Origin of the sequence: uncultured Sulfitobacter sp. (genome assembly GCF_964021855.1) — a bacterium.
Lineage (GTDB): Bacteria > Pseudomonadota > Alphaproteobacteria > Rhodobacterales > Rhodobacteraceae > Sulfitobacter.
Genome location: NZ_CAXHZD010000003.1, coordinates 86482 through 105102, shown reverse-complemented (window position 1 = coordinate 105102; position 18621 = coordinate 86482). Strand labels below are relative to the sequence as shown.

At 58.6% G+C, this 18621-nt stretch carries 20 protein-coding genes; 11 read left to right on the top strand and 9 right to left on the bottom strand.

Going from position 1 to position 18621, the window contains the following annotated elements; genetic code table 11:
* The first annotated feature begins 32 nt into the window (after nt 1-32).
* Together AADJ11_RS11080 and coaD are read left to right on the top strand one after the other, a co-directional pair.
* Nucleotides 33-467: a CBS domain-containing protein gene (locus AADJ11_RS11080; protein WP_341234585.1), complete on the top strand. Its 435-nt coding sequence runs from the start codon at nt 33-35 to the stop codon at nt 465-467.
* 101 nt (nt 468-568) lie between these two features.
* Nucleotides 569-1066 (top strand): pantetheine-phosphate adenylyltransferase, encoded by a 498-nt coding sequence (coaD, locus tag AADJ11_RS11075; RefSeq protein WP_093914799.1) that lies wholly within the window; start codon nt 569-571, stop codon nt 1064-1066.
* A 3-nt stretch (nt 1067-1069) separates the two neighbouring features.
* Here coaD and gap (AADJ11_RS11070) read toward each other — a convergent pair whose 3' ends face one another.
* The 3 genes from gap (AADJ11_RS11070) to gap (AADJ11_RS11060) all read right to left on the bottom strand — a co-directional run bounded on the left by gap (AADJ11_RS11070) (nt 1070) and on the right by gap (AADJ11_RS11060) (nt 3437).
* Entirely contained in the window at nt 1070-2071 is a 1002-nt protein-coding gene (gene gap / locus AADJ11_RS11070) for a type I glyceraldehyde-3-phosphate dehydrogenase (protein ID WP_341234584.1), read from the bottom strand.
* A gap of 124 nt (nt 2072-2195) precedes the next feature.
* Nucleotides 2196-2339 carry a hypothetical protein gene (locus tag AADJ11_RS11065; protein ID WP_341234583.1) on the bottom strand — a complete coding sequence of 48 codons (144 nt, stop codon included), beginning with the start codon at nt 2337-2339 and terminating at the stop codon, nt 2196-2198.
* A gap of 96 nt (nt 2340-2435) precedes the next feature.
* Nucleotides 2436-3437 (bottom strand): type I glyceraldehyde-3-phosphate dehydrogenase, encoded by a 1002-nt coding sequence (gene gap, locus AADJ11_RS11060; protein ID WP_341234582.1) that lies wholly within the window; start codon nt 3435-3437, stop codon nt 2436-2438.
* Between the two features lie 208 nt (nt 3438-3645).
* Between gap (AADJ11_RS11060) and AADJ11_RS11055 the strand changes: the two genes are divergently transcribed.
* Nucleotides 3646-4638, top strand: a complete 993-nt coding sequence (locus tag AADJ11_RS11055; protein ID WP_341234581.1) for a DUF808 domain-containing protein — start codon at nt 3646-3648, stop codon at nt 4636-4638.
* Between the two features lie 72 nt (nt 4639-4710).
* Here AADJ11_RS11055 and tkt read toward each other — a convergent pair whose 3' ends face one another.
* Complete coding sequence (gene tkt / locus AADJ11_RS11050; protein WP_341234580.1) at nt 4711-6726, bottom strand: transketolase; 2016 nt, start codon at nt 6724-6726, stop codon at nt 4711-4713.
* A 234-nt stretch (nt 6727-6960) separates the two neighbouring features.
* Here tkt and AADJ11_RS11045 point away from each other — a divergent pair, with 234 nt between their 5' ends.
* A complete protein-coding gene (locus tag AADJ11_RS11045; protein ID WP_341234579.1) occupies nt 6961-7482 on the top strand; it encodes a hypothetical protein in 522 nt (173 codons plus the stop codon).
* Nucleotides 7482-7874 carry a cell division protein ZapA gene (locus tag AADJ11_RS11040; RefSeq protein ID WP_341234578.1) on the top strand — a complete coding sequence of 131 codons (393 nt, stop codon included), beginning with the start codon at nt 7482-7484 and terminating at the stop codon, nt 7872-7874. Before AADJ11_RS11045 ends, AADJ11_RS11040 begins: the two co-directional genes overlap by 1 nt.
* Before the next feature lie 39 nt (nt 7875-7913).
* On the opposite strand, the gene AADJ11_RS11035 is transcribed toward AADJ11_RS11040, so the two are convergent.
* From AADJ11_RS11035 to AADJ11_RS11020, 4 genes are all read right to left on the bottom strand, one after another.
* On the bottom strand, nt 7914-8834 hold the full coding sequence (locus AADJ11_RS11035) for a calcium/sodium antiporter (protein WP_341234577.1): 921 nt from the start codon (nt 8832-8834) through the stop codon (nt 7914-7916).
* Nucleotides 8835-9034: 200 nt separating this feature from the next.
* Nucleotides 9035-9397: a Grx4 family monothiol glutaredoxin gene (gene grxD, locus AADJ11_RS11030; RefSeq protein ID WP_341234576.1), complete on the bottom strand. Its 363-nt coding sequence runs from the start codon at nt 9395-9397 to the stop codon at nt 9035-9037.
* Nucleotides 9394-9639 (bottom strand): hypothetical protein, encoded by a 246-nt coding sequence (locus tag AADJ11_RS11025; protein ID WP_341234575.1) that lies wholly within the window; start codon nt 9637-9639, stop codon nt 9394-9396. Before AADJ11_RS11025 ends, grxD begins: the two co-directional genes overlap by 4 nt.
* An 18-nt stretch (nt 9640-9657) precedes the next feature.
* Nucleotides 9658-9894, bottom strand: a complete 237-nt coding sequence (locus AADJ11_RS11020) for a BolA/IbaG family iron-sulfur metabolism protein (RefSeq protein WP_341234574.1) — start codon at nt 9892-9894, stop codon at nt 9658-9660.
* Nucleotides 9895-10032: 138 nt separating this feature from the next.
* On the opposite strand from AADJ11_RS11020, the gene AADJ11_RS11015 reads away from it, so the two are divergent.
* The 6 genes from AADJ11_RS11015 to AADJ11_RS10990 all read left to right on the top strand — a co-directional run bounded on the left by AADJ11_RS11015 (nt 10033) and on the right by AADJ11_RS10990 (nt 17952).
* Nucleotides 10033-11001 carry an XdhC family protein gene (locus AADJ11_RS11015; RefSeq protein ID WP_341234573.1) on the top strand — a complete coding sequence of 323 codons (969 nt, stop codon included), beginning with the start codon at nt 10033-10035 and terminating at the stop codon, nt 10999-11001.
* On the top strand, nt 10998-11981 hold the full coding sequence (locus AADJ11_RS11010; RefSeq protein WP_341234572.1) for a molybdopterin-binding protein: 984 nt from the start codon (nt 10998-11000) through the stop codon (nt 11979-11981). Before AADJ11_RS11015 ends, AADJ11_RS11010 begins: the two co-directional genes overlap by 4 nt.
* Nucleotides 11982-12105: 124 nt before the next feature.
* Entirely contained in the window at nt 12106-12591 is a 486-nt protein-coding gene (locus AADJ11_RS11005; RefSeq protein WP_341234571.1) for a (2Fe-2S)-binding protein, read from the top strand.
* 163 nt (nt 12592-12754) lie between these two features.
* A complete protein-coding gene (locus tag AADJ11_RS11000) occupies nt 12755-15118 on the top strand; it encodes a xanthine dehydrogenase family protein molybdopterin-binding subunit (protein WP_341234570.1) in 2364 nt (787 codons plus the stop codon).
* Nucleotides 15119-15222: 104 nt separating this feature from the next.
* On the top strand, nt 15223-16014 hold the full coding sequence (locus AADJ11_RS10995) for a xanthine dehydrogenase family protein subunit M (protein WP_341234569.1): 792 nt from the start codon (nt 15223-15225) through the stop codon (nt 16012-16014).
* A 156-nt stretch (nt 16015-16170) separates the two neighbouring features.
* Entirely contained in the window at nt 16171-17952 is a 1782-nt protein-coding gene (locus AADJ11_RS10990; RefSeq protein WP_341234568.1) for an OmpA family protein, read from the top strand.
* Nucleotides 17953-18043: 91 nt separating this feature from the next.
* Here the strand turns inward: AADJ11_RS10990 and infC are convergent, their stop codons facing one another.
* Complete coding sequence (infC, locus tag AADJ11_RS10985; protein ID WP_341235009.1) at nt 18044-18505, bottom strand: translation initiation factor IF-3; 462 nt, start codon at nt 18503-18505, stop codon at nt 18044-18046.
* Between the last annotated feature and the right edge of the window lie 116 nt (nt 18506-18621).

The window sequence follows — 18621 nt, the reverse complement described above, 5'->3', positions numbered from 1 at the left end:
TTCAGAGCAATATTATTGCGGAGGGCTCCTGAATGCTTGTATCTCAAATCCTGAAAACCAAGGCTGACGACAGTGTGACCACGGTCAAGCCAGGCATGTTGATCGCCGATGCGGCGCAGATGTTGGCGGAAAAGCGGATCGGGACCTTGGTGATATCGAGCGACGGCAAGAACCCCGATGGTATCCTGTCAGAGCGTGATATCGTGCGCGAGCTGGGCCGTCAGGGCGGCGCGTGTCTGAACATGACCGTCGAGAGCCTGATGACCCGCAAGCTGGTGACCTGCACCAAGAACGAGACATCAGACGCGATCCTGAACAAAATGACCGAGGGACGGTTCCGCCACATGCCAGTGCTGGAAGACGGTGCATTGATCGGATTGATTTCGCTTGGCGACGTGGTCAAGGCCCGCCTGATGGAGCTTTCGATGGAGAAAGATGCCCTTGAGGGGATGATCATGGGGCATTAGCCCCAACGTCGCGCGCTAATGCCAAAATAGGCCGTTGCGTTTCAGGCAAGTAAATGCTTGCCTGCCGCAAATTTTAAGACACCAAAAAACTGGATTATCCTATGCGCGTTGGCCTGTATCCCGGCACCTTTGACCCGATCACGTTGGGCCACCTTGATATCATCCGCCGTGCTGCGACATTGGTCGACAAACTGGTGATCGGCGTGGCCATCAACCGTGACAAGGGGCCGCTGTTCGAGCTGGAAGAACGTGTGGCGCTGATCAATTCGGAATGCGCGGCGCTGTCAGAAGAAACCGGCACCAATATCGTTGTGCATCCCTTTGAAAATCTGCTGATTGATTGCGCCCGTGATGTGGGTGCGCAGATGATCATTCGTGGATTGCGTGCTGTTGCCGATTTTGAATATGAATATCAAATGGTTGGCATGAACCGTAAGCTGGATGACAGCATTGAAACGGTGTTCCTGATGGCAGAGGCCGAACATCAGGCGATTGCAAGCAAGCTGGTCAAGGAAATTGCCCGGCTTGGCGGGGACGTCAGCAAATTTGTGACGCCCGCCGTCAATGCCGAGCTTAAGAAACGCTTTTCCGGCGCATAATCCCTAAAGGAATTTGGCGATCACGCGGGATGTGTCCAGCATCCGGTTGGAAAAGCCCCATTCGTTGTCATACCACGCCAACACGCGCAGTTGTGTGCCGTTTTGAACCGATGTTTGATCGGTGGCGACGACGCAGGAATGGCTGTCGTGGTTCAGGTCAATCGACACAAGTGGTTTGTCGACCATGCCCATGATGCCTTTGAGCGGCCCTTCGGACGCGGCGCGTAGCACGTTGTTCACGTCCTCTGCCGTCACCTTGCGGGAAAGCTCGACCACCAGATCAACGCAAGATACGTTGGGGGTGGGCACGCGGATCGCGGTGCCGGCGATGATGCCGTCAAGCTCTGGCAGAACCTTGCCCAATGTTTTGGCCGCACCGGTTGTCGTGGGGATCATCGACAGGGATGCAGCGCGGGCGCGGTACAGATCGCTATGCGCGGTGTCATGGGTCGGCTGATCGCCGGTAAAGGCGTGGATCGTCGTCATGTGACCATGCACAATGCCGAAAGCGTCGTGCAGCGTTTTGGTCAGCGGTGCCATGCAGTTGGTGGTGCAGGAGGCGTTGCTCATCACCGTGTCATCGGCGGTAATAATATCTTCGTTCACGCCGTAGACGATTGTTTTCATGGTGTCTTTGCCGGGGGCCGAGATCAGCACACGTTTGGAGCCATTCGCAAGATGCTTGGCAGCACCGTCGCGGGTCACAAAGATGCCAGTGCATTCCAGCGCGATATCGACATCGCCCCATGGCAATGCTGCGGGGTCGCGTTCGGCGGTGACGCGAATTGGCCCTTGGCCCACGTCCATTGTACCATCGCCCAGCGTCACCGGACGGCCATAGCGGCCATGCACGGAATCGAATTCGAACAGATGGGCGTTGGTCTCAAGCGGGGCCAGATCATTGATCGCGACCACCTGAAGGTCATCGCCACCCTGTTCCATCAAAGCGCGCAGTACGTTGCGGCCAATGCGGCCAAAGCCATTGATTGCGATTTTGGTTGCCATCGGGGCGTCCTCCTGAATGTGATAGCGCTAACATGATGATCCAAGGCGAAAAGTCAACCGATGGGGCATCAATTAGGGACAGGATTGGCGAAAACCACCGAAAATGAGGGCGGCGTGTTTCCGATCAGCGCCAGAAAGCGACCCACTCAAGCAGGTCCATAAACTTTTTAGTTAAAAATATGAGGTTTTCGGTGCCGAAATAGGCCACATCCACAACCAGCGCACCAATCAGAACAATTGCCAAAGCGAGGGCGATAGGGGTGTTCATTCCGTAACTTCCTTGCGCGGTGCCCGGCCCAGATACATGCGGCCCCGTTGATAACAGGACCCCAGATATGACAGGGCAGGGCCGGTGCCGCAAGGCTTAGCCAAGCTTGCCCATGGCAACGGCAACATCGGCCATACGCACAGAGAAACCCCATTCGTTGTCATACCACGCCAGCACGCGCACCATGCGGTCCGAGACAACCATGGTTTGATCCGGTGCAAAGATTGAACTTTCCTCGGTGTGGTTAAAGTCGATGGAGACCTTCTTTTCCGGGTCATAGCCCAGCACGCGCTTCATCGGGCCTTCGGCGGCGGCGCGCATGGCGGCGTTAACCTCTTCGACGGTGACATCGCGCGAGGCACGGAATGTCAGATCAACGGCACTGACATTAGGGGTGGGCACGCGCATGGCGGTACCGTCCAGCTTGCCCTTAAGCGCGGGCAACACTTCGCCCAAGGCGGCGGCTGCACCGGTCGAGGTCGGGATCAACGCCATGGCCGCAGCGCGGGCGCGGTACAGATCATCATGGCGGCGGTCCAATGTGGGCTGGTCACCGGTATAGCTGTGGATCGTGGTCATGATGCCGTATTCGATGCCAAAGGATTCTTGCAGAACCTTGGCCAGCGGGGCCAGACAGTTGGTGGTGCAGGACCCGTTCGAAATCATCGTGTCAGACGCTTGCAATTCGTGGTCGTTCACACCGTAAACGATTGTACGGTCAACGTTTTTACCCGGTGCTGACAGCAACACGCGCTTTGCGCCACGCTCAAGGTGAACGTTTGCCTTGGTGCCGTCGTTGAATTTGCCGGTGCATTCCAGAACGACATCGCAGCCGTCCCAGTTCAACTCGTTCATGTCATAGGTCGACATGACCTCGATCGGGCCTTGGCCCAGATCCAGCGTGCCATTGCCGACTTTCACCTCGTTCGGGAAACGCCCGTGGACGGAATCGTATTTGATCAGATGGGCCGCTGTCTCAAGCGGGCCGGTGGCATTGATGCGGACCACTTCGATGTCATCGCGGCCAGAAGCGGCGATATGTGACAGGGTGCAGCGGCCAATTCGGCCAAATCCGTTAATACCAACTTTGATCGTCATGGGGCGTCCTTTGAAAAATGCGGTGACGTTAGGCGCTCTATAATGGCAGCATGCGCGGGACGGAAAGCGGAAAATGACGTAAATTCCGTATGTTAGCGATAACTTGGCATGTTAGCGATAACCTGACATGGTTATCAAAATGCTGCTGGGTCTTTGCCTTCGTCTGGCACTGGGCTAGGTTCATTTCTGACAAATTTGGAGAGACATGATGAGTGGTTTACTGGCGCTGTTGGATGACGTGGCCGCAATTGCCAAAGTGGCAGCAGCAAGTGTGGATGATGTGTTCGGGCAAGCCGCAAAAGCCAGTGCAAAAGCAGCGGGGGCCGTCATTGATGACGCCGCCGTGACGCCGAAGTATGTGCATGGATTCGAGGCCAAGCGCGAGCTGCCGATCATCTGGCGGATCACCAAAGGGTCGCTTCGCAACAAGTTGGTGTTTTTGCTGCCTGCCGGTTTGGTGCTTTCCAATTTCGCGCCTTGGGCGATATCGCCCTTGCTGATGTTGGGGGGCGCGTATCTGTGTTTCGAAGGGGCGGAAAAAGTTGCCCATGCCTTGGGGTTGGGCGGCGCAGGGCATGACGACTATCCCGAAAAGGCCGAGATCATCGAAGACCCCGCCCATCTGGAAGAGCAAAAGGCCCAAGGGGCGATCAAGACCGATTTCATTCTGTCTGCTGAAATCATGACGATCATCCTGTCCAACCTTGCGGTGTCGAATTTCTGGATGGAAGCGGCGGCACTGGCGGCGGCGGCGGTCATGATCACGGTTGCGGTCTATGGATCGGTGGCGCTGATCGTTAAGGCGGATGACGTGGGGCTGTATATGGCGAAGAACGGCAATCTTGGCGTCACCCGCACCATCGGCCGCGCGGTTGTGCGCGGCATGCCGAAGTTTCTGACGACGCTGACCATTATCGGCACTGCGGCGATGCTGTGGGTCGGCGGGTCAATCATCATTCACGGGATGGAAGAGCTGGGCTTTGGCACTTTGGGCCACCTGATCCACGACGCAGCCGCCTATATGGGCCACATGGTGCCCGCCGCCTATACCGCGACTGTTGAATGGATCGCAAAGGCCGCGATGGACGGCGTGTTTGGCTTGGCGCTTGGCTTGATCCTGATCCCTATTGGCGAAAAGATCGTCACGCCCCTGTGGCGCGCTGTGTTCAGCCGTAAAAAGAAGGGCCCGCAAGCGGTCTGATATCGTATTGATCTAAAACGCAAAAGGGGGCCAACGCGGCCCCCTTTTTTAATGTCTGAAAGTTAGGCTGGTTTATAGCAGCGCCTTGGCTTTGTCGGCCACGTTCTGCGGCGTGATGCCGAACTTCTCGAACAGCTCGTCTGCCGGGGCAGAGGCACCGAAACGGTCCATGCCGACGAAATCGGCTTTGTTCCATTTGCCACGCTCGCCGGTCAGCCAGCGATCCCAACCCTGACGCACGGCAGCTTCGACACCGACGCGCACGGGGCCTGCGGGCAGAACCCGGCGGCGGTATGCTTCGTCTTGTTCGGCGAACAGCTCCATACAGGGCATGGAGACAACGCGGGTGCCGATGCCTTGCTCTTGCAGGATATCGCGCGCTTTCAACGCGATCTCGACCTCGGAACCGGTGGCGATCAGGATCACCTGACGTTTGCCCTCGGCATCGGCCAGAACGTAAGCACCCTGTTCGGTAAGGTTCTTGTTCTTATGCTCAAGACGCACGGTCGGCAGGCCCTGACGGGTCAGCGACAGCACCGATGGTGTGTCTTTGGACGTCAGCGCGATTTCCCACGCCTCAGCTGTTTCAATCGTGTCGGCGGGACGGAACACATAGGTGTTGGGTGTCGCGCGGCTGATCGCCAGATGTTCAACAGGCTGGTGGGTCGGACCATCTTCGCCCAGACCGATGCTGTCATGGGTCATGACGAACACGGTTGGCACTTTCATCAACGCGGCCAGACGCATGGCGGGGCGCGCATAATCGGTGAAACACATAAACGTGCCGCCGTAAGGGCGCATGCCGCCGTGCAGGGCCATGCCGTTCATTGCAGACGCCATGCCATGTTCACGAATGCCCCAATAGACATAGCGCCCACCACGGTTATCGATGTCAAACACGCCCAGATCGGCGGTCTTGGTGTTGTTGGAACCGGTCAGGTCAGCCGAGCCGCCGACGGTTTCCGAATACAGCGGGTTCAAGACCTCAAGCGTCTTTTCGCTGCTGGCGCGGGTGGCCAGTTTCGGTGCAGTTTCAGAGATCTGCTTTTTGAACGCCTTGACGGTGGCCGACAGTTTCTTGGGCGCATCGCCTGCCAGCGCGCGGTTGAACTCCTCGCGCTTGGTGCGGGACATCGCGTCGAAACGCTCTTCCCATTCTTTGCGGGTGTCTGCGCCGCGCGATCCAATGGATTCCCATGCGGATTTCACATCGGCGGGTACTTCAAACGGACCGGTTGTCCAGCCATAGGCGGCTTTGGCAGCGGCCATCTGGTCGGCATCGGTCAGAGCGCCGTGACCCTTGGACGTGTCTTGTGCCGCGTGGCCCAAGGCGATGTGGGTCTTGCAGGCGATCATCGTCGGCAGATCGGAATTGCGTGCCTCGGTCAGGGCGGCGTCGATCTGATCGGGGTTGTGACCGTCGATTTCTACGACATGCCAACCGGCGGCCTTAAAGCGCGCCACTTGATCAACGGTGTCGGACAGGGTCACGGGACCATCGATGGTGATGTTGTTATTGTCCCACATCACGATCAGCTTGCTCAGCTTGTGACGGCCGGCAAGGGCAATCGCCTCTTGGCTGACGCCTTCCATCAGGCAACCGTCGCCGGCAATCACATAGGTAAAGTGATCGACGATTTTCTTGCCGTATTGTGCGCGCTGGATTTCTTCGGCCATGGCAAAGCCAACCGAATTCGCAATCCCCTGACCCAAGGGGCCGGTGGTTGTTTCAATCGCATCGGCAAGGAAGTTTTCCGGGTGCCCGGCAGTGCGTGCGCCCATTTGGCGGAAGTTCTTCAACTCTTCGATGGGGAATTGTGCGTCGCCCACAAGATGCAGCAGCGAATAGATCAGCATCGACCCGTGACCCGCTGACAGAATGAAACGGTCGCGGTCAGGCCAGAGCGGGTTAGATGCATCAAATTTTAGGTGCTTTTCGAACAGCACGGTTGCAACATCGGCCATGCCCATGGGCATCCCGGAGTGGCCGGAATTGGCGGCGGCGACGGCGTCCAGCGTCAGGGCGCGAATGGCGGTCGCTTTGGACCAATGCTCAGGATTTGCTTTCGCAAGTGCGTTCAAGTCCACGGTGTTGCTTCCTTATAAGGGGGATTAACATTTGGCGGATGAATACCAGCCACCCCGCAAAGATCAAGCACAACCACCCACGGGCAGGTGATGTGTGAAAAGGGGGCGCCAAGATGTTGTTCTTAAAGGGGCAGTAATCCGCGTATGGTTTAGTTAGGATCGATAGCAACAACGTTGACCATCGATTCGATGGTTGGCAAACTGGGCCAAGCAACTTGCGAGGGGCATTAGGGCATGAGCGACATAGAACAATTGCAAGGCCGTATTATGGCCGCCATGGAACGCGCGGCGCGCGGTCTGGAAAAGCTGGCACCTGCCAAAGAGGACGTGCCTGACCTGTCGCAGGACCTGGAAGAAGAACGTCTGGCCAATGCGCAATTGACCGAGCGGGTTAAAACCCTGAATGACCAGCTTGAGGCCGCAACGGCGGATGCGCAGGCCAAACTGGACGCGGCTGATGCGAAAGTCGCTGAATTGGAAGCCAAGCTGGCCCAAGAGGGGGAGGCACAATCGCGGGTTGAGCAGTTGGACGTTGAATTGCAGCAGGTGCGCGGTGCCAACACCAAACTGTCAGAGGCCTGCGCCGCCTTGCGCGCCGCCAACGAAGAAGGTGTCGGGGACGCGGATCTGATCAATCAGGCAATGCAAGCCGAGCTGGACGCCTTACGCGCCGCCCGCACAGCCCAAATCGCCGAGGCAGAGGCGATCTTGTCTGCCCTTTCGCCCCTCGTTGAAGCCGCGCAGGAGTATGCTTGATGCCCGAAGTTACCATTTCCATCGGCGGTCGCCAGTTCGAGGTTGCCTGCCAAGAAGGCGAAGAAAGCTATCTGCACGCCGCAGCCAAGATGCTGGATGACGAGGCGCAGGTGCTATCGGATCAAGTGGGCCGGATGCCAGAGGCGCGGATGCTGTTGATGGCGGGCCTGTTGCTGGCCGATAAAACCGCCAGCGTCGAAGATCAGGTTGGTGAAGTGCGCGCACAGCTGGCCGAACGCGAGGCCGAGCTGGCGAAGCTGCGCGACACCGTGGTGGAACCCGAACGCATCGAAGTGCCTGTTGTACCACAAGCGGTCACGGATGGTTTGGCCGAAATGGCCGCCCGCGCCGAATCCTTGGCCCAAGAGGTCGAAGATAAGGTCGCGAGCTGACCGCTCGGGTCTGCTTGATGAAGGGCGGGCGAGGGGGTGTTACCCCTGCGCCAGCACCACATAGGCCGCGTACCCGATTAAAAACACGATCCCTGTAACGCGCCCGATCACGGGGCGCGTCAGCAAAAGCGCGGTGATCACCAGCGACAGCGCGATCATGACCGGCAGATCGAAGCTGATGAACCGGCTTGCAACCGGAATGGGCTGGATCACGGCGGTGACGCCCAAGATGCCCAATACGTTAAAGATGTTGGACCCGATCACGTTGCCAATGGCGATCTCTGACTGTCGCCGGAACGCGGCCACCACCGATGTGGCCAGTTCAGGCAGGGACGTGCCAACCGCGACGATTGTCAGCCCGATGAACGCTTCGGACAGGCCCGCATCGCGGGCGATGGACACCGCGCCATCGACCAAAAACCGCGCGCCGAACAGCAAGGCGACAAAACCGGCAATCACCCATAGGACCGCTATGATCGCTTTGGGCTTTTCCGCGCTAAGGGTATCGTCTTGGGCCATGTCACCGGGCTGCAAATAGGCCCATACCAGATAGCCGATCAGCCCCGCCAACAGCATCGCGCCCGCTGGTCTGCCGATTTGCCCGGTCATAAAAACAGGCACCAAAGCCACGGCGGCCAAGATCATAACGCCCGTGTCGCGCCGCAGGGTGGCACCGGACACGCGGATGGGCCAAACAAGCGCGGTAATCCCCATAATCAAGGCGATATTTGCGATGTTGGACCCCACGATATTACCAACAGCAATGTCAGGCACGCCGCGCCACGCCGCTTCGATCGATACCAGCAGTTCGGGCATGGAGGTGCCGAACCCCACGACCGTTAGGCCGATCAACAGCGGCGAAATCGCCAGCCGTTGCGCGATGCCGACGCTTCCGCGTACCAATGCCTCGCCGCCTAAAAAAAGGCCCAAAAGCCCGGCCGCAACATAGATGTAATCCAAAATGAAAATCCTCGGGCAATCAGCCTGCCGCGATCACAAATGGGGATCAGCTGGGCATGTCTACAAGGGGGGAATAGGGGTTGGCGAAAATAATTTCAGCCGGTGCGAAACTGTGGTGTTTCGCGCTGTTTCAGGGGCATTCACGCCATCAAACAAAAAAAGGGGCTGGCACGCCAAACGCGCCAGCCCCCATTATAATATCAGCCGTTCGCTTCGCGGATTTTGTCGGCGGCGTCTTGGTCGAATTTGACGTCGTTTTCAGCCAGCAATGTGTCCAGCTCGCCCGACAGCATCATTTCGGTGATGATGTCACAGCCGCCGACGAATTCACCTTTGACATACAGCTGCGGCACGGTGGGCCAGTCGGAAAAGTCCTTGATGCCTTGGCGCAATGCTTCGTCGGCCAACACGTTCACGTCGGCATATTCGACTTCCATATAGTTCAGCACACCGGCCACACGGGACGAAAACCCGCATTGTGGCATGGATTTTGTGCCCTTCATGAACAGCACTACGTCGTTTGCTGTGATGGTCTCTTTGATTTGTGTTGCCGTATCGGTCATTTCGATTTGTCCTTTGGTATAAAGCGTTTGGCGTATTCTTGCGGGTCCTTGGGAATGCGGTACGTGGTTTGATGTCCGCCCCCGCCGCCGCCAGAGTGATAGGTTGTTTCGATCTCGTGATAGCCCTTGCCGGGAAGCGACCCGCGGTCGGTATCACGGGTGTGGCGCAGGGATTGCAGGCCGCGCAGCACCGCCACGATCAGCACCAGAACTGCCAGTATAACGACAAGTGTCAGGTCCATGGGGCGTGCTCCTTGGGGTTAATCGGGGGCCTTGGTGGTCAGGGCCAGCGCGTGCAAAGCCCCGCTGGGGCCGTCCATCTTGCCCTTGAGGGCGGCATAGACGGCGCGTTGTTGCTGCACGCGGTTTTTTCCGCGAAAACTTTCGTCGATGACCATCGCGGCCATGTGGACACCATCATCGCCTTGGACCTCGATCTTGGCGTTGGGGAATGTTTCGCGCAAAAGGTCTTCGATATCGCTGGCTTGCATCGGCATGGGGGCGGCTCCGTTCGGTTGTGTTAGCCAAGATGTAGTAGTGCGCGCGGCGGCGTGCAAGTTATCTCATTGAGCGATTGCCGATGACGCACTACATATATCAAGCCGCACCGCCCCGCAAAACCGGAGACACCCCCGATGGACATCTTTGAAGACGCACCAGAACGCGCTTATGCATGGGCCGAAGCGGGCCGTGGTGCCGCATTGGCCACAGTTGTCGAAACCTGGGGATCGGCCCCGCGCCGGGTGGGCGCGCAGCTGGCGATTTCCGGCGACGGCGAAATGCAGGGGTCTGTGTCAGGCGGCTGCGTCGAAGGGGCCGTGGTGATCGAGGCGCTAGAGGCCATCGAAGAAGGTACTTCGCGCCTGTTGGAATACGGTGTCAGCGATGGCGACGCCTTTGCAGTCGGGCTGGCCTGTGGCGGTAAAATCCGCGTGCTGGTCGAACCGATTGGCGATGCGGGCATGCCCTTTGATATTCTGGCCGATCTGGTCAAGGCCCGTGCCGCACGCAAGCCTGTCGGCTATGCGGTGTCGCTGTCGGGCGGCAATGCGCGTCTGGTGGGCGAGGGGTACGAGAACCGTTTTCGGATGGACCGGTCCGGCGTTGAGGAAGATGGCGATACCTTTGTTGCGATCCACAACCCGCCTTTGCGCCTGATCATTGTGGGCGCGGTGCATATTGCCCAAGCCTTGGCCCCGATGGCGCAGATTGCTGGGTTTGACGTGGTGGTGATCGACCCGCGCGAGGCTTTTGGTTCGCAAGCGCGCTTTCCCGAGGCGCGCGTGATCAATGACTGGCCCGATGCAGCGCTGGAAGAGGTTGGCGTCGATACCCGCAGCGCTGTCGTGTTGCTGACCCATGACCCGAAACTGGACGATCCGGCGCTTCATATCGCGTTGCGTTCGCCCGCGTTCTACATCGGCGCGCTTGGGTCTAAACGCACCCATGCATCGCGGGTGGATCGGCTGACGGCAGCGGGGTTTAGCGACGATGATATTGGACGGATCGCGGGGCCCATCGGCCTTGATATCGGGGCGGCTGGCCCGCCCGAGATTGCCGTGGCGATCCTTGCGCAGATGGTGCAAAGCCTGAGAAAACCGTGAAGTTCGGGGCCGTCGCCACGCAGGATGCAGCAGGCGCGCTTTTGGCGCATTCCGTCGCCTTGCCCAACGGGCGGCTGCGCAAAGGCCTGCGGTTGGATGAAAGCCACATTGCTGATCTGCTGGCCGCGGGGGTAAGCCAAGTCACCGTGGCGCAACTGGCTGTGACCGATGTGGATGAAAACACCGCAGCGGCGCAATTGGCGCAGGCGTTGCTGGCCGATCATCCGCATCTTGAGATGACAAACGCCTTTACCGGCCGCGTCAATCTGCTGGCCAAGGGGCCGGGGGTGGCCGTGCTGGATGTCGCCGCACTTGAGGCTGTGAATTCGGTCCACCCGATGATCACATTGGCCACGGTGCCGCCGTTTCAGCAGATGGCGAATGGCGGCATGGTCGCCACGATCAAGATTATTTCATATGGCGTCGATCAGGATGATCTGGCACGGGCCTGCGCGGCCGGACGTGGGGCAATCCGCCTTGCGCCGCCTGTGTTGCCTGATGCGACATTGATCATCACCGAGATCGCAAAAGGGGCGGGGGACAAGGGCCGCGAGGCCATTGCGAACCGCCTTGCCGCGCTGAACATCGCATTAAAGGACGTGGTGATGGTGCCACATCAGACGGCGGCCCTAAGTGCTGCAATTAAGTCTGCGGACACGGGTCTGGTGTTGATCCTGACCGGATCGGCCACCTCGGACATCGACGATGTCGCCCCCTCTGCCTTGCGCGCTGCTGGTGGCACGGTTGAACGTTTCGGCATGCCTGTTGATCCGGGCAATCTGCTGTTTCTGGGTGCGCTGGAAACGCAAAAGGTGATCGGCTTGCCCGGCTGCGCGCGGTCGCCTGCGCTGAATGGCGCTGATTGGGTTTTGGCGCGGATCGCCTGCGGTATTGCCGTGACCGACCGCGACATTGCCGCCATGGGTGTTGGTGGATTGCTCAAGGAAATTGCGACCCGGCCCCAACCGCGCCGCGGGTAATCACAGCTATTTGCACGAAAATTTCCCATAAAATCATGCATTGCAAAATATTTTTGTTCTCAACTGGCGGGTGGCATGCTTAACTTGCCTTAACGAGATCAAGAACACTTAAGGGAGGATATCTATGACACAGGTCAAAATGACCGTGAACGGCAAGCCCGCGTCTGGCGAGGTTGAGGGCCGTACACTGCTGGCGTCGTTTCTGCGTGAAAACCTGCACCTGACGGGGACACATATCGGTTGTGACACCAGCCAATGTGGTGCCTGTGTCGTGCATGTGGATGGCGAAGCCGTCAAAGCCTGCACCATGCTGGCGGTCGAGGCCGAAGGCGCGGACGTGAAAACCATCGAATCCATGGCCAATGCCGATGGATCGCTGAACGTGATCCAACAGGCGTTTCAGGATCACCACGGTTTGCAATGCGGGTTCTGTACCCCTGGCATGGTCATGTCTGCCTCGGCGCTGCTGAAAGACAACCCCACACCGACCGAGGACGAAGTGCGCCACTATCTGGACGGCAACATCTGCCGCTGCACCGGCTACCACAACATCGTCAAAGCAATCATGGCCGCATCCGGCCAGGACGTCAGCGCGCTGGCGGCTGAGTAAAAAGCGGCGCGTCTGACCCGTGCGGGGAGGCACGGAAAAGACGCAATAATCCGCAATAAATAAGGCGTATCCCTGCGGTTCTGGGTGGCGCCACACCAACAGATAAAACCTGCAAACGCGATGGTGCCCATCACATGCGGCACCCCATAGGGAGGAGAATACTATGCCAAAGGATGGCGGAATTGGTGCCAGCAGCAAGCGGCGCGAAGATATTCGGTTTTTGACCGGCGAGGGTAATTATACCGACGATATTAACCTGCATGGTCAGGCCTATGTGTTCTTTCTGCGCTCGGACATCGCCCATGGTACGTTGAACTCAGTTGATACATCGGCCGCCGAGGGCATGCCCGGCGTGGTCAAGATTTTCACCGGTGCGGATTTTGAAGCCGTCGGATCGATCCCTTGCGGTTGGCAGGTGACGGACAAGCATGGCGAAGTCATGCAAGAACCGCGCCACCCCGTTCTGGCCCACGGCAAAGTGCGCCATGTGGGTGAACCGATTGCCGCCGTTGTGGCGGAATCATTGGCCGAAGCCCGCGATGCCGCCGAAGCCATCGTGCTGGACATCACCGATCTGCCCGCCGTCATCGATATGAAGGAAGCCGTGAAAGACGGCGCGCCCAAGGTGCATGACGATCTGACGTCGAACCTGTGTTACGACTGGGGCTTTGTTGAAGAGAACAAAGGTGCCGTCGATCAGGCGTTCAAAGATGCGGCCCATGTCACCACGCTTGAGCTGGTCAACAACCGTTTGGTGGCCAACCCGATGGAACCACGGGTCGCGGTTGGCGATTACGCCCGCGGCACCGGCGATCACACGCTTTATACCACCTCGCAAAACCCGCATGTTATTCGGTTGCTGATGGGTGCATTCGTTCTGGGCATTCCTGAACATAAGCTGCGTGTCGTGGCCCCGGATGTGGGCGGTGGATTTGGCACCAAGATTTTCCACTACCAAGAAGAAGCGTTCTGCACCTTTGCCGCCAAGGCCTGTAACCGTCCGGTTAAATGGACATCCAGCCGGTCAGAGGCGTTCATGTCGGACGCCCATGGCCGCGACCACGTGACCAAAATCCAAATGGCGCTGGATGCGGACAACAACTTTACCGCTTTGCGAACAGATACTTACGCCAACATGGGCGCGTATCTGTCGACCTTTGCGCCGTCGGTTCCAACATGGCTGCACGGCACATTGATGGCGGGGAATTATAAAACGCCGCTGATCTATGTGAACGTTAAGGCCGTGTTCACCAACACCGTTCCCGTTGATGCCTATCGCGGCGCTGGCCGCCCCGAGGCGACCTATCAGCTTGAACGTCTGGTCGATAAATGTGCGCATGAGCTGGGCGTTGATCCGATTGCCCTGCGGCGTCAAAACTTTATCACCGAATTCCCCTATGCCACCCCTGTGGCGGTGGAATATGACACGGGCGATTACGTCGCGACCATGGACAAGCTGGAAGAAATTTCAGACATGGCCGGTTTCGCCGCCCGCCGCACCGCGTCAGAGGCCAAAGGCAAGCTGCGTGGCTTCGGTGTGAACTGCTATATTGAGGCCTGCGGCATCGCGCCGTCGAACCTTGTCGGGCAGCTTGGCGCACGTGCCGGTCTGTACGAATCCGCCACCGTGCGGGTGAATGCCACGGGTGGTCTGGTTGTAATGACCGGATCGCACAGCCACGGCCAAGGCCATGAGACCGCGTTCCCGCAAGTCATCGCCGAGATGATCGGCATCCCCGAGGATATGATCGAGATCGTGCATGGCGATACCGCCAATACGCCAATGGGTATGGGGACTTACGGGTCCAGATCCCTTGCCGTGGGCGGGTCTGCCATGGTGCGCGCGACAGAAAAGATCATCGCCAAGGCGAAAAAGATTGCGTCACACCTGCTCGAAGCGTCCGAGGGCGATATCGAGCTTAAGGATGGCGCGTTCAGCGTTGCGGGCACGGATAAATCTGTGGCGTGGGGCGATGTTACACTGGCCGCCTATGTGCCGCACAACTATCCACTGGAAGACATTGAACCGGGTCTGGAAGAGACGGCGTTTTACGATCCGTCAAACTTTACCTACCCGTCGGGTGCCTATGCCTGTGAGGTCGAGCTCGACCCGGAAACCGGCCATGTGACAATCGAACGTTTTGCGGCTGCCGATGACTTTGGCAATATCGTGAACCCGATGATTGTGACCGGTCAGGTGCATGGTGGGTTGGCGCAAGGCATCGGTCAGGCCTTGATGGAAAACTGTAGCTATGACAGCGATGGCCAGCTGCTGAGCGCATCCTACATGGATTACGCGATGCCACGTGCCAGCGATCTGCCATTCTATACGGTGGATCATTCCTGCCAGACGCCGTGCACACACAACCCCTTGGGCGTCAAAGGCTGCGGCGAGGCGGGTGCGATTGGATCGCCACCGGCTGTGGTGAACGCGGTGTTGGACGCGATGCGATCAGGTGGCAAGGATGTGGGTCATATCGACATGCCCGTGACGCCCGCGCGCGTGTGGGCGGCGATGAACGGATGATTTGAGACGACGGGAGCGGGGGCCAGCCCCCACACCCCCGGAGTTTATTTGGCAAAATGAAGACGAGGGCAGGGAAACCCGCCAAGTTTTTGGAAGGACGGAAGATGTATAATTTTGACGTAGAAAAGCCGACCAGCATCGCGGATGCGGTTGCGGCCCTGGGGCGTGAAGAGGCGCAACCAATGAGCGGCGGCCAGACCTTGATCCCGACGCTTAAGGCACGGCTGGCGATGCCGTCGGTCTTGGTATCGCTTCGTGGTATCGCCGAAATGCAGGGCATTTGCACCGATGATCAGGGGCGTCTTTGTATCGGGGGTGGCACGTTGCACGCGGTTGTCGCGAAAGAGGCGGCTGCGGATTATCCGGCGCTTGCTGGCTTGGCCGCGCGTATTGGTGATCCTGCGGTGCGCAACCGGGGCACAATCGGTGGATCGGTTGCGAATAATGACCCCTCTGCCTGCTATCCGGCGGCGGTCTTGGCCAGCGGTGCGACGGTCGTGACGAACGCGCGTGAAATCGCAGCGGATGATTTCTTTGAGGGGATGTTTGCGACGTCATTGGAAGAGGGCGAGATCATCACCGAGGTGAAGTTCCCGATCCCTGAAAAGGCACATTACGAGAAATTTATCCAGCCTGCATCACGCTTTCCATTGGTCGCGGTATATGTCGCCAAGTTCAGCGATGGCGTGCGCGTCGCCGTCACGGGTGCCTCGGAAAACGGCGTGTTCCGCTGGGGTGAGGCCGAGGCCGCGCTGTCGTCGAATTTTGCCGCAAGCGCGGTTGACGGGCTGACCGTGGATGGCAGCGGCATGATCAGCGATCTGCATGGATCTGGCGATTACCGCGCGCATTTGGTGGGCGTGATGACCAAGCGGGCGGTTGCCGCGCTGAGCTAAACCAACAGGCACTCTATCTGGCAAAGCCGTCTTTGAGCGATCAAAGGCGGCTTTCCGCTGTCCGGTGCAGGGGTTCTGGAACCTAACATGCCGCCATGTGTTGAACACCAAGCGCTGCCCGAACGGCGTTTGGATTTAATTTCATAAGGACATGAAATGTTTAGAGTTCTAAAATCGACGACTTCTTTGACGATGTGTTTGGCGTTGGCGTTACCCTCGGGCGGGTTCGCGCAATCTGCAACGGTTGGCTGTGCCCCGGAAGGTTCCGAGGCCGTATTTCCATGCGTTTTGGCAGATGGCACCGAGGTGCAGAATGCAGAACAACTGACCGAGCAGCTTCAGGGTGCTGTCACTGGCATCTTGGACGCGACCGGTGCTGTTGAGACCGAGGCTGACGCCAATGTTGAAGCAGAAGCAGAAACGGCAGCTACCGATGAGGCCCAAGCCACGGCGGATGCAGCAGCTGCTGAGGCTGAAATTGTAGCGGCAGAGGCTGAAGCCGCGGCCCAAGCTGAAGCGCAAGCGGCGGCGGATGCTGCTGCGGCGCAGGAAGACGCCATTGCCGCGCAAATTGCGGCAGATGCAGAAGCGAAGGCTGTGGCGGATCAAGAGGCTGCGGATCAGGCGGCAGCGCGAGAGGCGGTACAAGAATCCGTTCCAGCAGCTGAGCCGGTACCGAGCGCCGAGGCAGAGACTGCCCCCGCTGCACAGGCTGAGGTGACAGCGGAGCCGCAAGCTGAAGCTGCCTCCGAGCCCCAAGCCGAAGCTGCACCGGCTGAGGAACCTCAAACGGAAGATCAGATCGCAGCCGAACTGGCCGAGCAACAGGCTGCCGAGGAAACGCGTCGGGAACAACGCGCTGCCGAAGCCTCTGCCGCCGCTGAGGCCGCTGCCGCTGCGGATAGTGGTGAAGTAGAAGCGCAGGTCGAGACCGAGGAGGTCACCGCCGAGCAAACCCGCAGTTCAGATGAAGAGTTTGACACCCAAGTGACGGGCGAGGCGTCTGGTGACGCATCCGCGAATGCCGCTGTCCAATCGGCCCCGCAAGAAGACGACGGCATGAGCAAGTTCGAAAAAGCGCTGCTGTTGGGCCTAGGGGCTGTTGCAGTGGGTGCGGTTTTGAAAAACGGGTCAAAGGTTGTCAGCAACTCGGGTGATCGGCTGGTTGTCGAAGACCAATATGGCGATTTGCGCGTGTTGAAGGATGACGATGCGCTGGTCCGTCAGGCCGGTGACGAAGTGCGCCGCGAAACGTTCAACGACGGGTCCGCGCGTACAACTGTGACCAAACCCGATGGCAGTCGGGTTGTGACAATTCTGGGCCGCGATGGCACGGTTTTGCGCCGGATCAACATCGACGCGCAGGGCAATGAATATGTGCTGTTCGACGATACGCGCGAAGAACGCCGCGTTATTGTGAACGAACTGCCGCAGATTGAACAGCGCAACACGTTGGCCAGCGAGCAGAACGAAGAGGCGTTGCGCCTTGCCTTGGAAACCCAGCTGCGTGGCGATCAGGCACAGCGCTATTCACTGCGTCAGGTGCGCGATATCAGTCAGGTCCGTGCATTAGCCCCTGAGATCGAGCTGGATGCCGTGCGTTTCGCGACCGGGTCCGCTGCGATCCGGCCCGAGCAGGCGAAATCACTGGCCAAAATCGGGACAGCAATCAGCAACGCCATTCGCAACGATCCGCGCACGGTGATTTTGGTCGAAGGGCACACCGATGCGGTTGGCGATGCGGGCTATAACCTTGCGCTGTCTGACCGTCGGGCTGAAACTGTGGCGCTGGCGTTGACCGAGTATTTTGACGTGCCACCCGCCAACCTGATCACCCAAGGCTATGGGGAAAGCACGCTGAAAATCCGCACGTTGGATGCTGAACCCGCGAACCGCCGTGCCGTGGTGCGCAACATTACGAGCTTGCTGCGTCAGTAACGTCGGCGCCCAAAGCACCGGTCCCTAAAACGAAAAACGCCCCCGCGAGGATATCGCGGGGGCGTTTGTATTTAACTGCCGTTAAAACGGCTTACTTGTTCGGCATCGGGCCGATCAGCATGACCATCTGGCGGCCTTCCATCTTTGGAAAGTTCTCGACGCGGCCAACTTCTTTGGTGTCTTCTGCAACACGTTCCAGCAGCTCGCGGCCCAGATTTTGGTGCGCCATTTCACGACCGCGGAACCGCAGTGTGATCTTTACCTTGTCGCCATTGTCCAGAAACTTGAACACGTTACGCATTTTGACTTCGTAGTCGTTGGTATCGGTGTTCGGTCTGAACTTGACCTCTTTGATCTCGATGATCTTTTGCTTTTTGCGCGCTTCGGCTTCGCGCTTTTGCGTCTCGTATTTGAATTTACCGAAATCCATGATCTTGCACACGGGCGGGTTGGCATTGGGAGAAATCTCGACCAAGTCCAGTCCTGCTTCTTCGGCCATTTCCATGGCGCGGCCCGGTGTCACGACCCCGACGTTTTCACCGTCGGCACCAATAAGGCGAATTTCGTTAGAGCGGATATTTTCGTTAATGCGCGGGCCGGTATCTCTTTGTGGCGGCGCGTTATGGGGTCTGCGAGCGATGATGAACGTCCTTTGATTGTTCCGAATTC

What these genes read in the sequence shown, in the direction of transcription:
- AADJ11_RS10995 (WP_341234569.1), top strand. Translation starts at nt 15,223, where the DNA reads ATGTATAATTTTGACGTAGAAAAGCCGACCAGCATCGCGGATGCGGTT.
- gap (WP_341234582.1), bottom strand. Translation starts at nt 3,437, where the DNA reads ATGACGATCAAAGTTGGTATTAACGGATTTGGCCGAATTGGCCGCTGC.
- grxD (WP_341234576.1), bottom strand. Translation starts at nt 9,397, where the DNA reads ATGACCGATACGGCAACACAAATCAAAGAGACCATCACAGCAAACGAC.
- AADJ11_RS11000 (WP_341234570.1), top strand. Translation starts at nt 12,755, where the DNA reads ATGCCAAAGGATGGCGGAATTGGTGCCAGCAGCAAGCGGCGCGAAGAT.
- AADJ11_RS11025 (WP_341234575.1), bottom strand. Translation starts at nt 9,639, where the DNA reads ATGGACCTGACACTTGTCGTTATACTGGCAGTTCTGGTGCTGATCGTG.
- AADJ11_RS10990 (WP_341234568.1), top strand. Translation starts at nt 16,171, where the DNA reads ATGTTTAGAGTTCTAAAATCGACGACTTCTTTGACGATGTGTTTGGCG.
- AADJ11_RS11065 (WP_341234583.1), bottom strand. Translation starts at nt 2,339, where the DNA reads ATGAACACCCCTATCGCCCTCGCTTTGGCAATTGTTCTGATTGGTGCG.
- AADJ11_RS11055 (WP_341234581.1), top strand. Translation starts at nt 3,646, where the DNA reads ATGAGTGGTTTACTGGCGCTGTTGGATGACGTGGCCGCAATTGCCAAA.
- AADJ11_RS11040 (WP_341234578.1), top strand. Translation starts at nt 7,482, where the DNA reads ATGCCCGAAGTTACCATTTCCATCGGCGGTCGCCAGTTCGAGGTTGCC.
- AADJ11_RS11020 (WP_341234574.1), bottom strand. Translation starts at nt 9,894, where the DNA reads ATGCCGATGCAAGCCAGCGATATCGAAGACCTTTTGCGCGAAACATTC.
- AADJ11_RS11045 (WP_341234579.1), top strand. Translation starts at nt 6,961, where the DNA reads ATGAGCGACATAGAACAATTGCAAGGCCGTATTATGGCCGCCATGGAA.
- coaD (WP_093914799.1), top strand. Translation starts at nt 569, where the DNA reads ATGCGCGTTGGCCTGTATCCCGGCACCTTTGACCCGATCACGTTGGGC.
- AADJ11_RS11015 (WP_341234573.1), top strand. Translation starts at nt 10,033, where the DNA reads ATGGACATCTTTGAAGACGCACCAGAACGCGCTTATGCATGGGCCGAA.
- AADJ11_RS11005 (WP_341234571.1), top strand. Translation starts at nt 12,106, where the DNA reads ATGACACAGGTCAAAATGACCGTGAACGGCAAGCCCGCGTCTGGCGAG.
- gap (WP_341234584.1), bottom strand. Translation starts at nt 2,071, where the DNA reads ATGGCAACCAAAATCGCAATCAATGGCTTTGGCCGCATTGGCCGCAAC.
- AADJ11_RS11080 (WP_341234585.1), top strand. Translation starts at nt 33, where the DNA reads ATGCTTGTATCTCAAATCCTGAAAACCAAGGCTGACGACAGTGTGACC.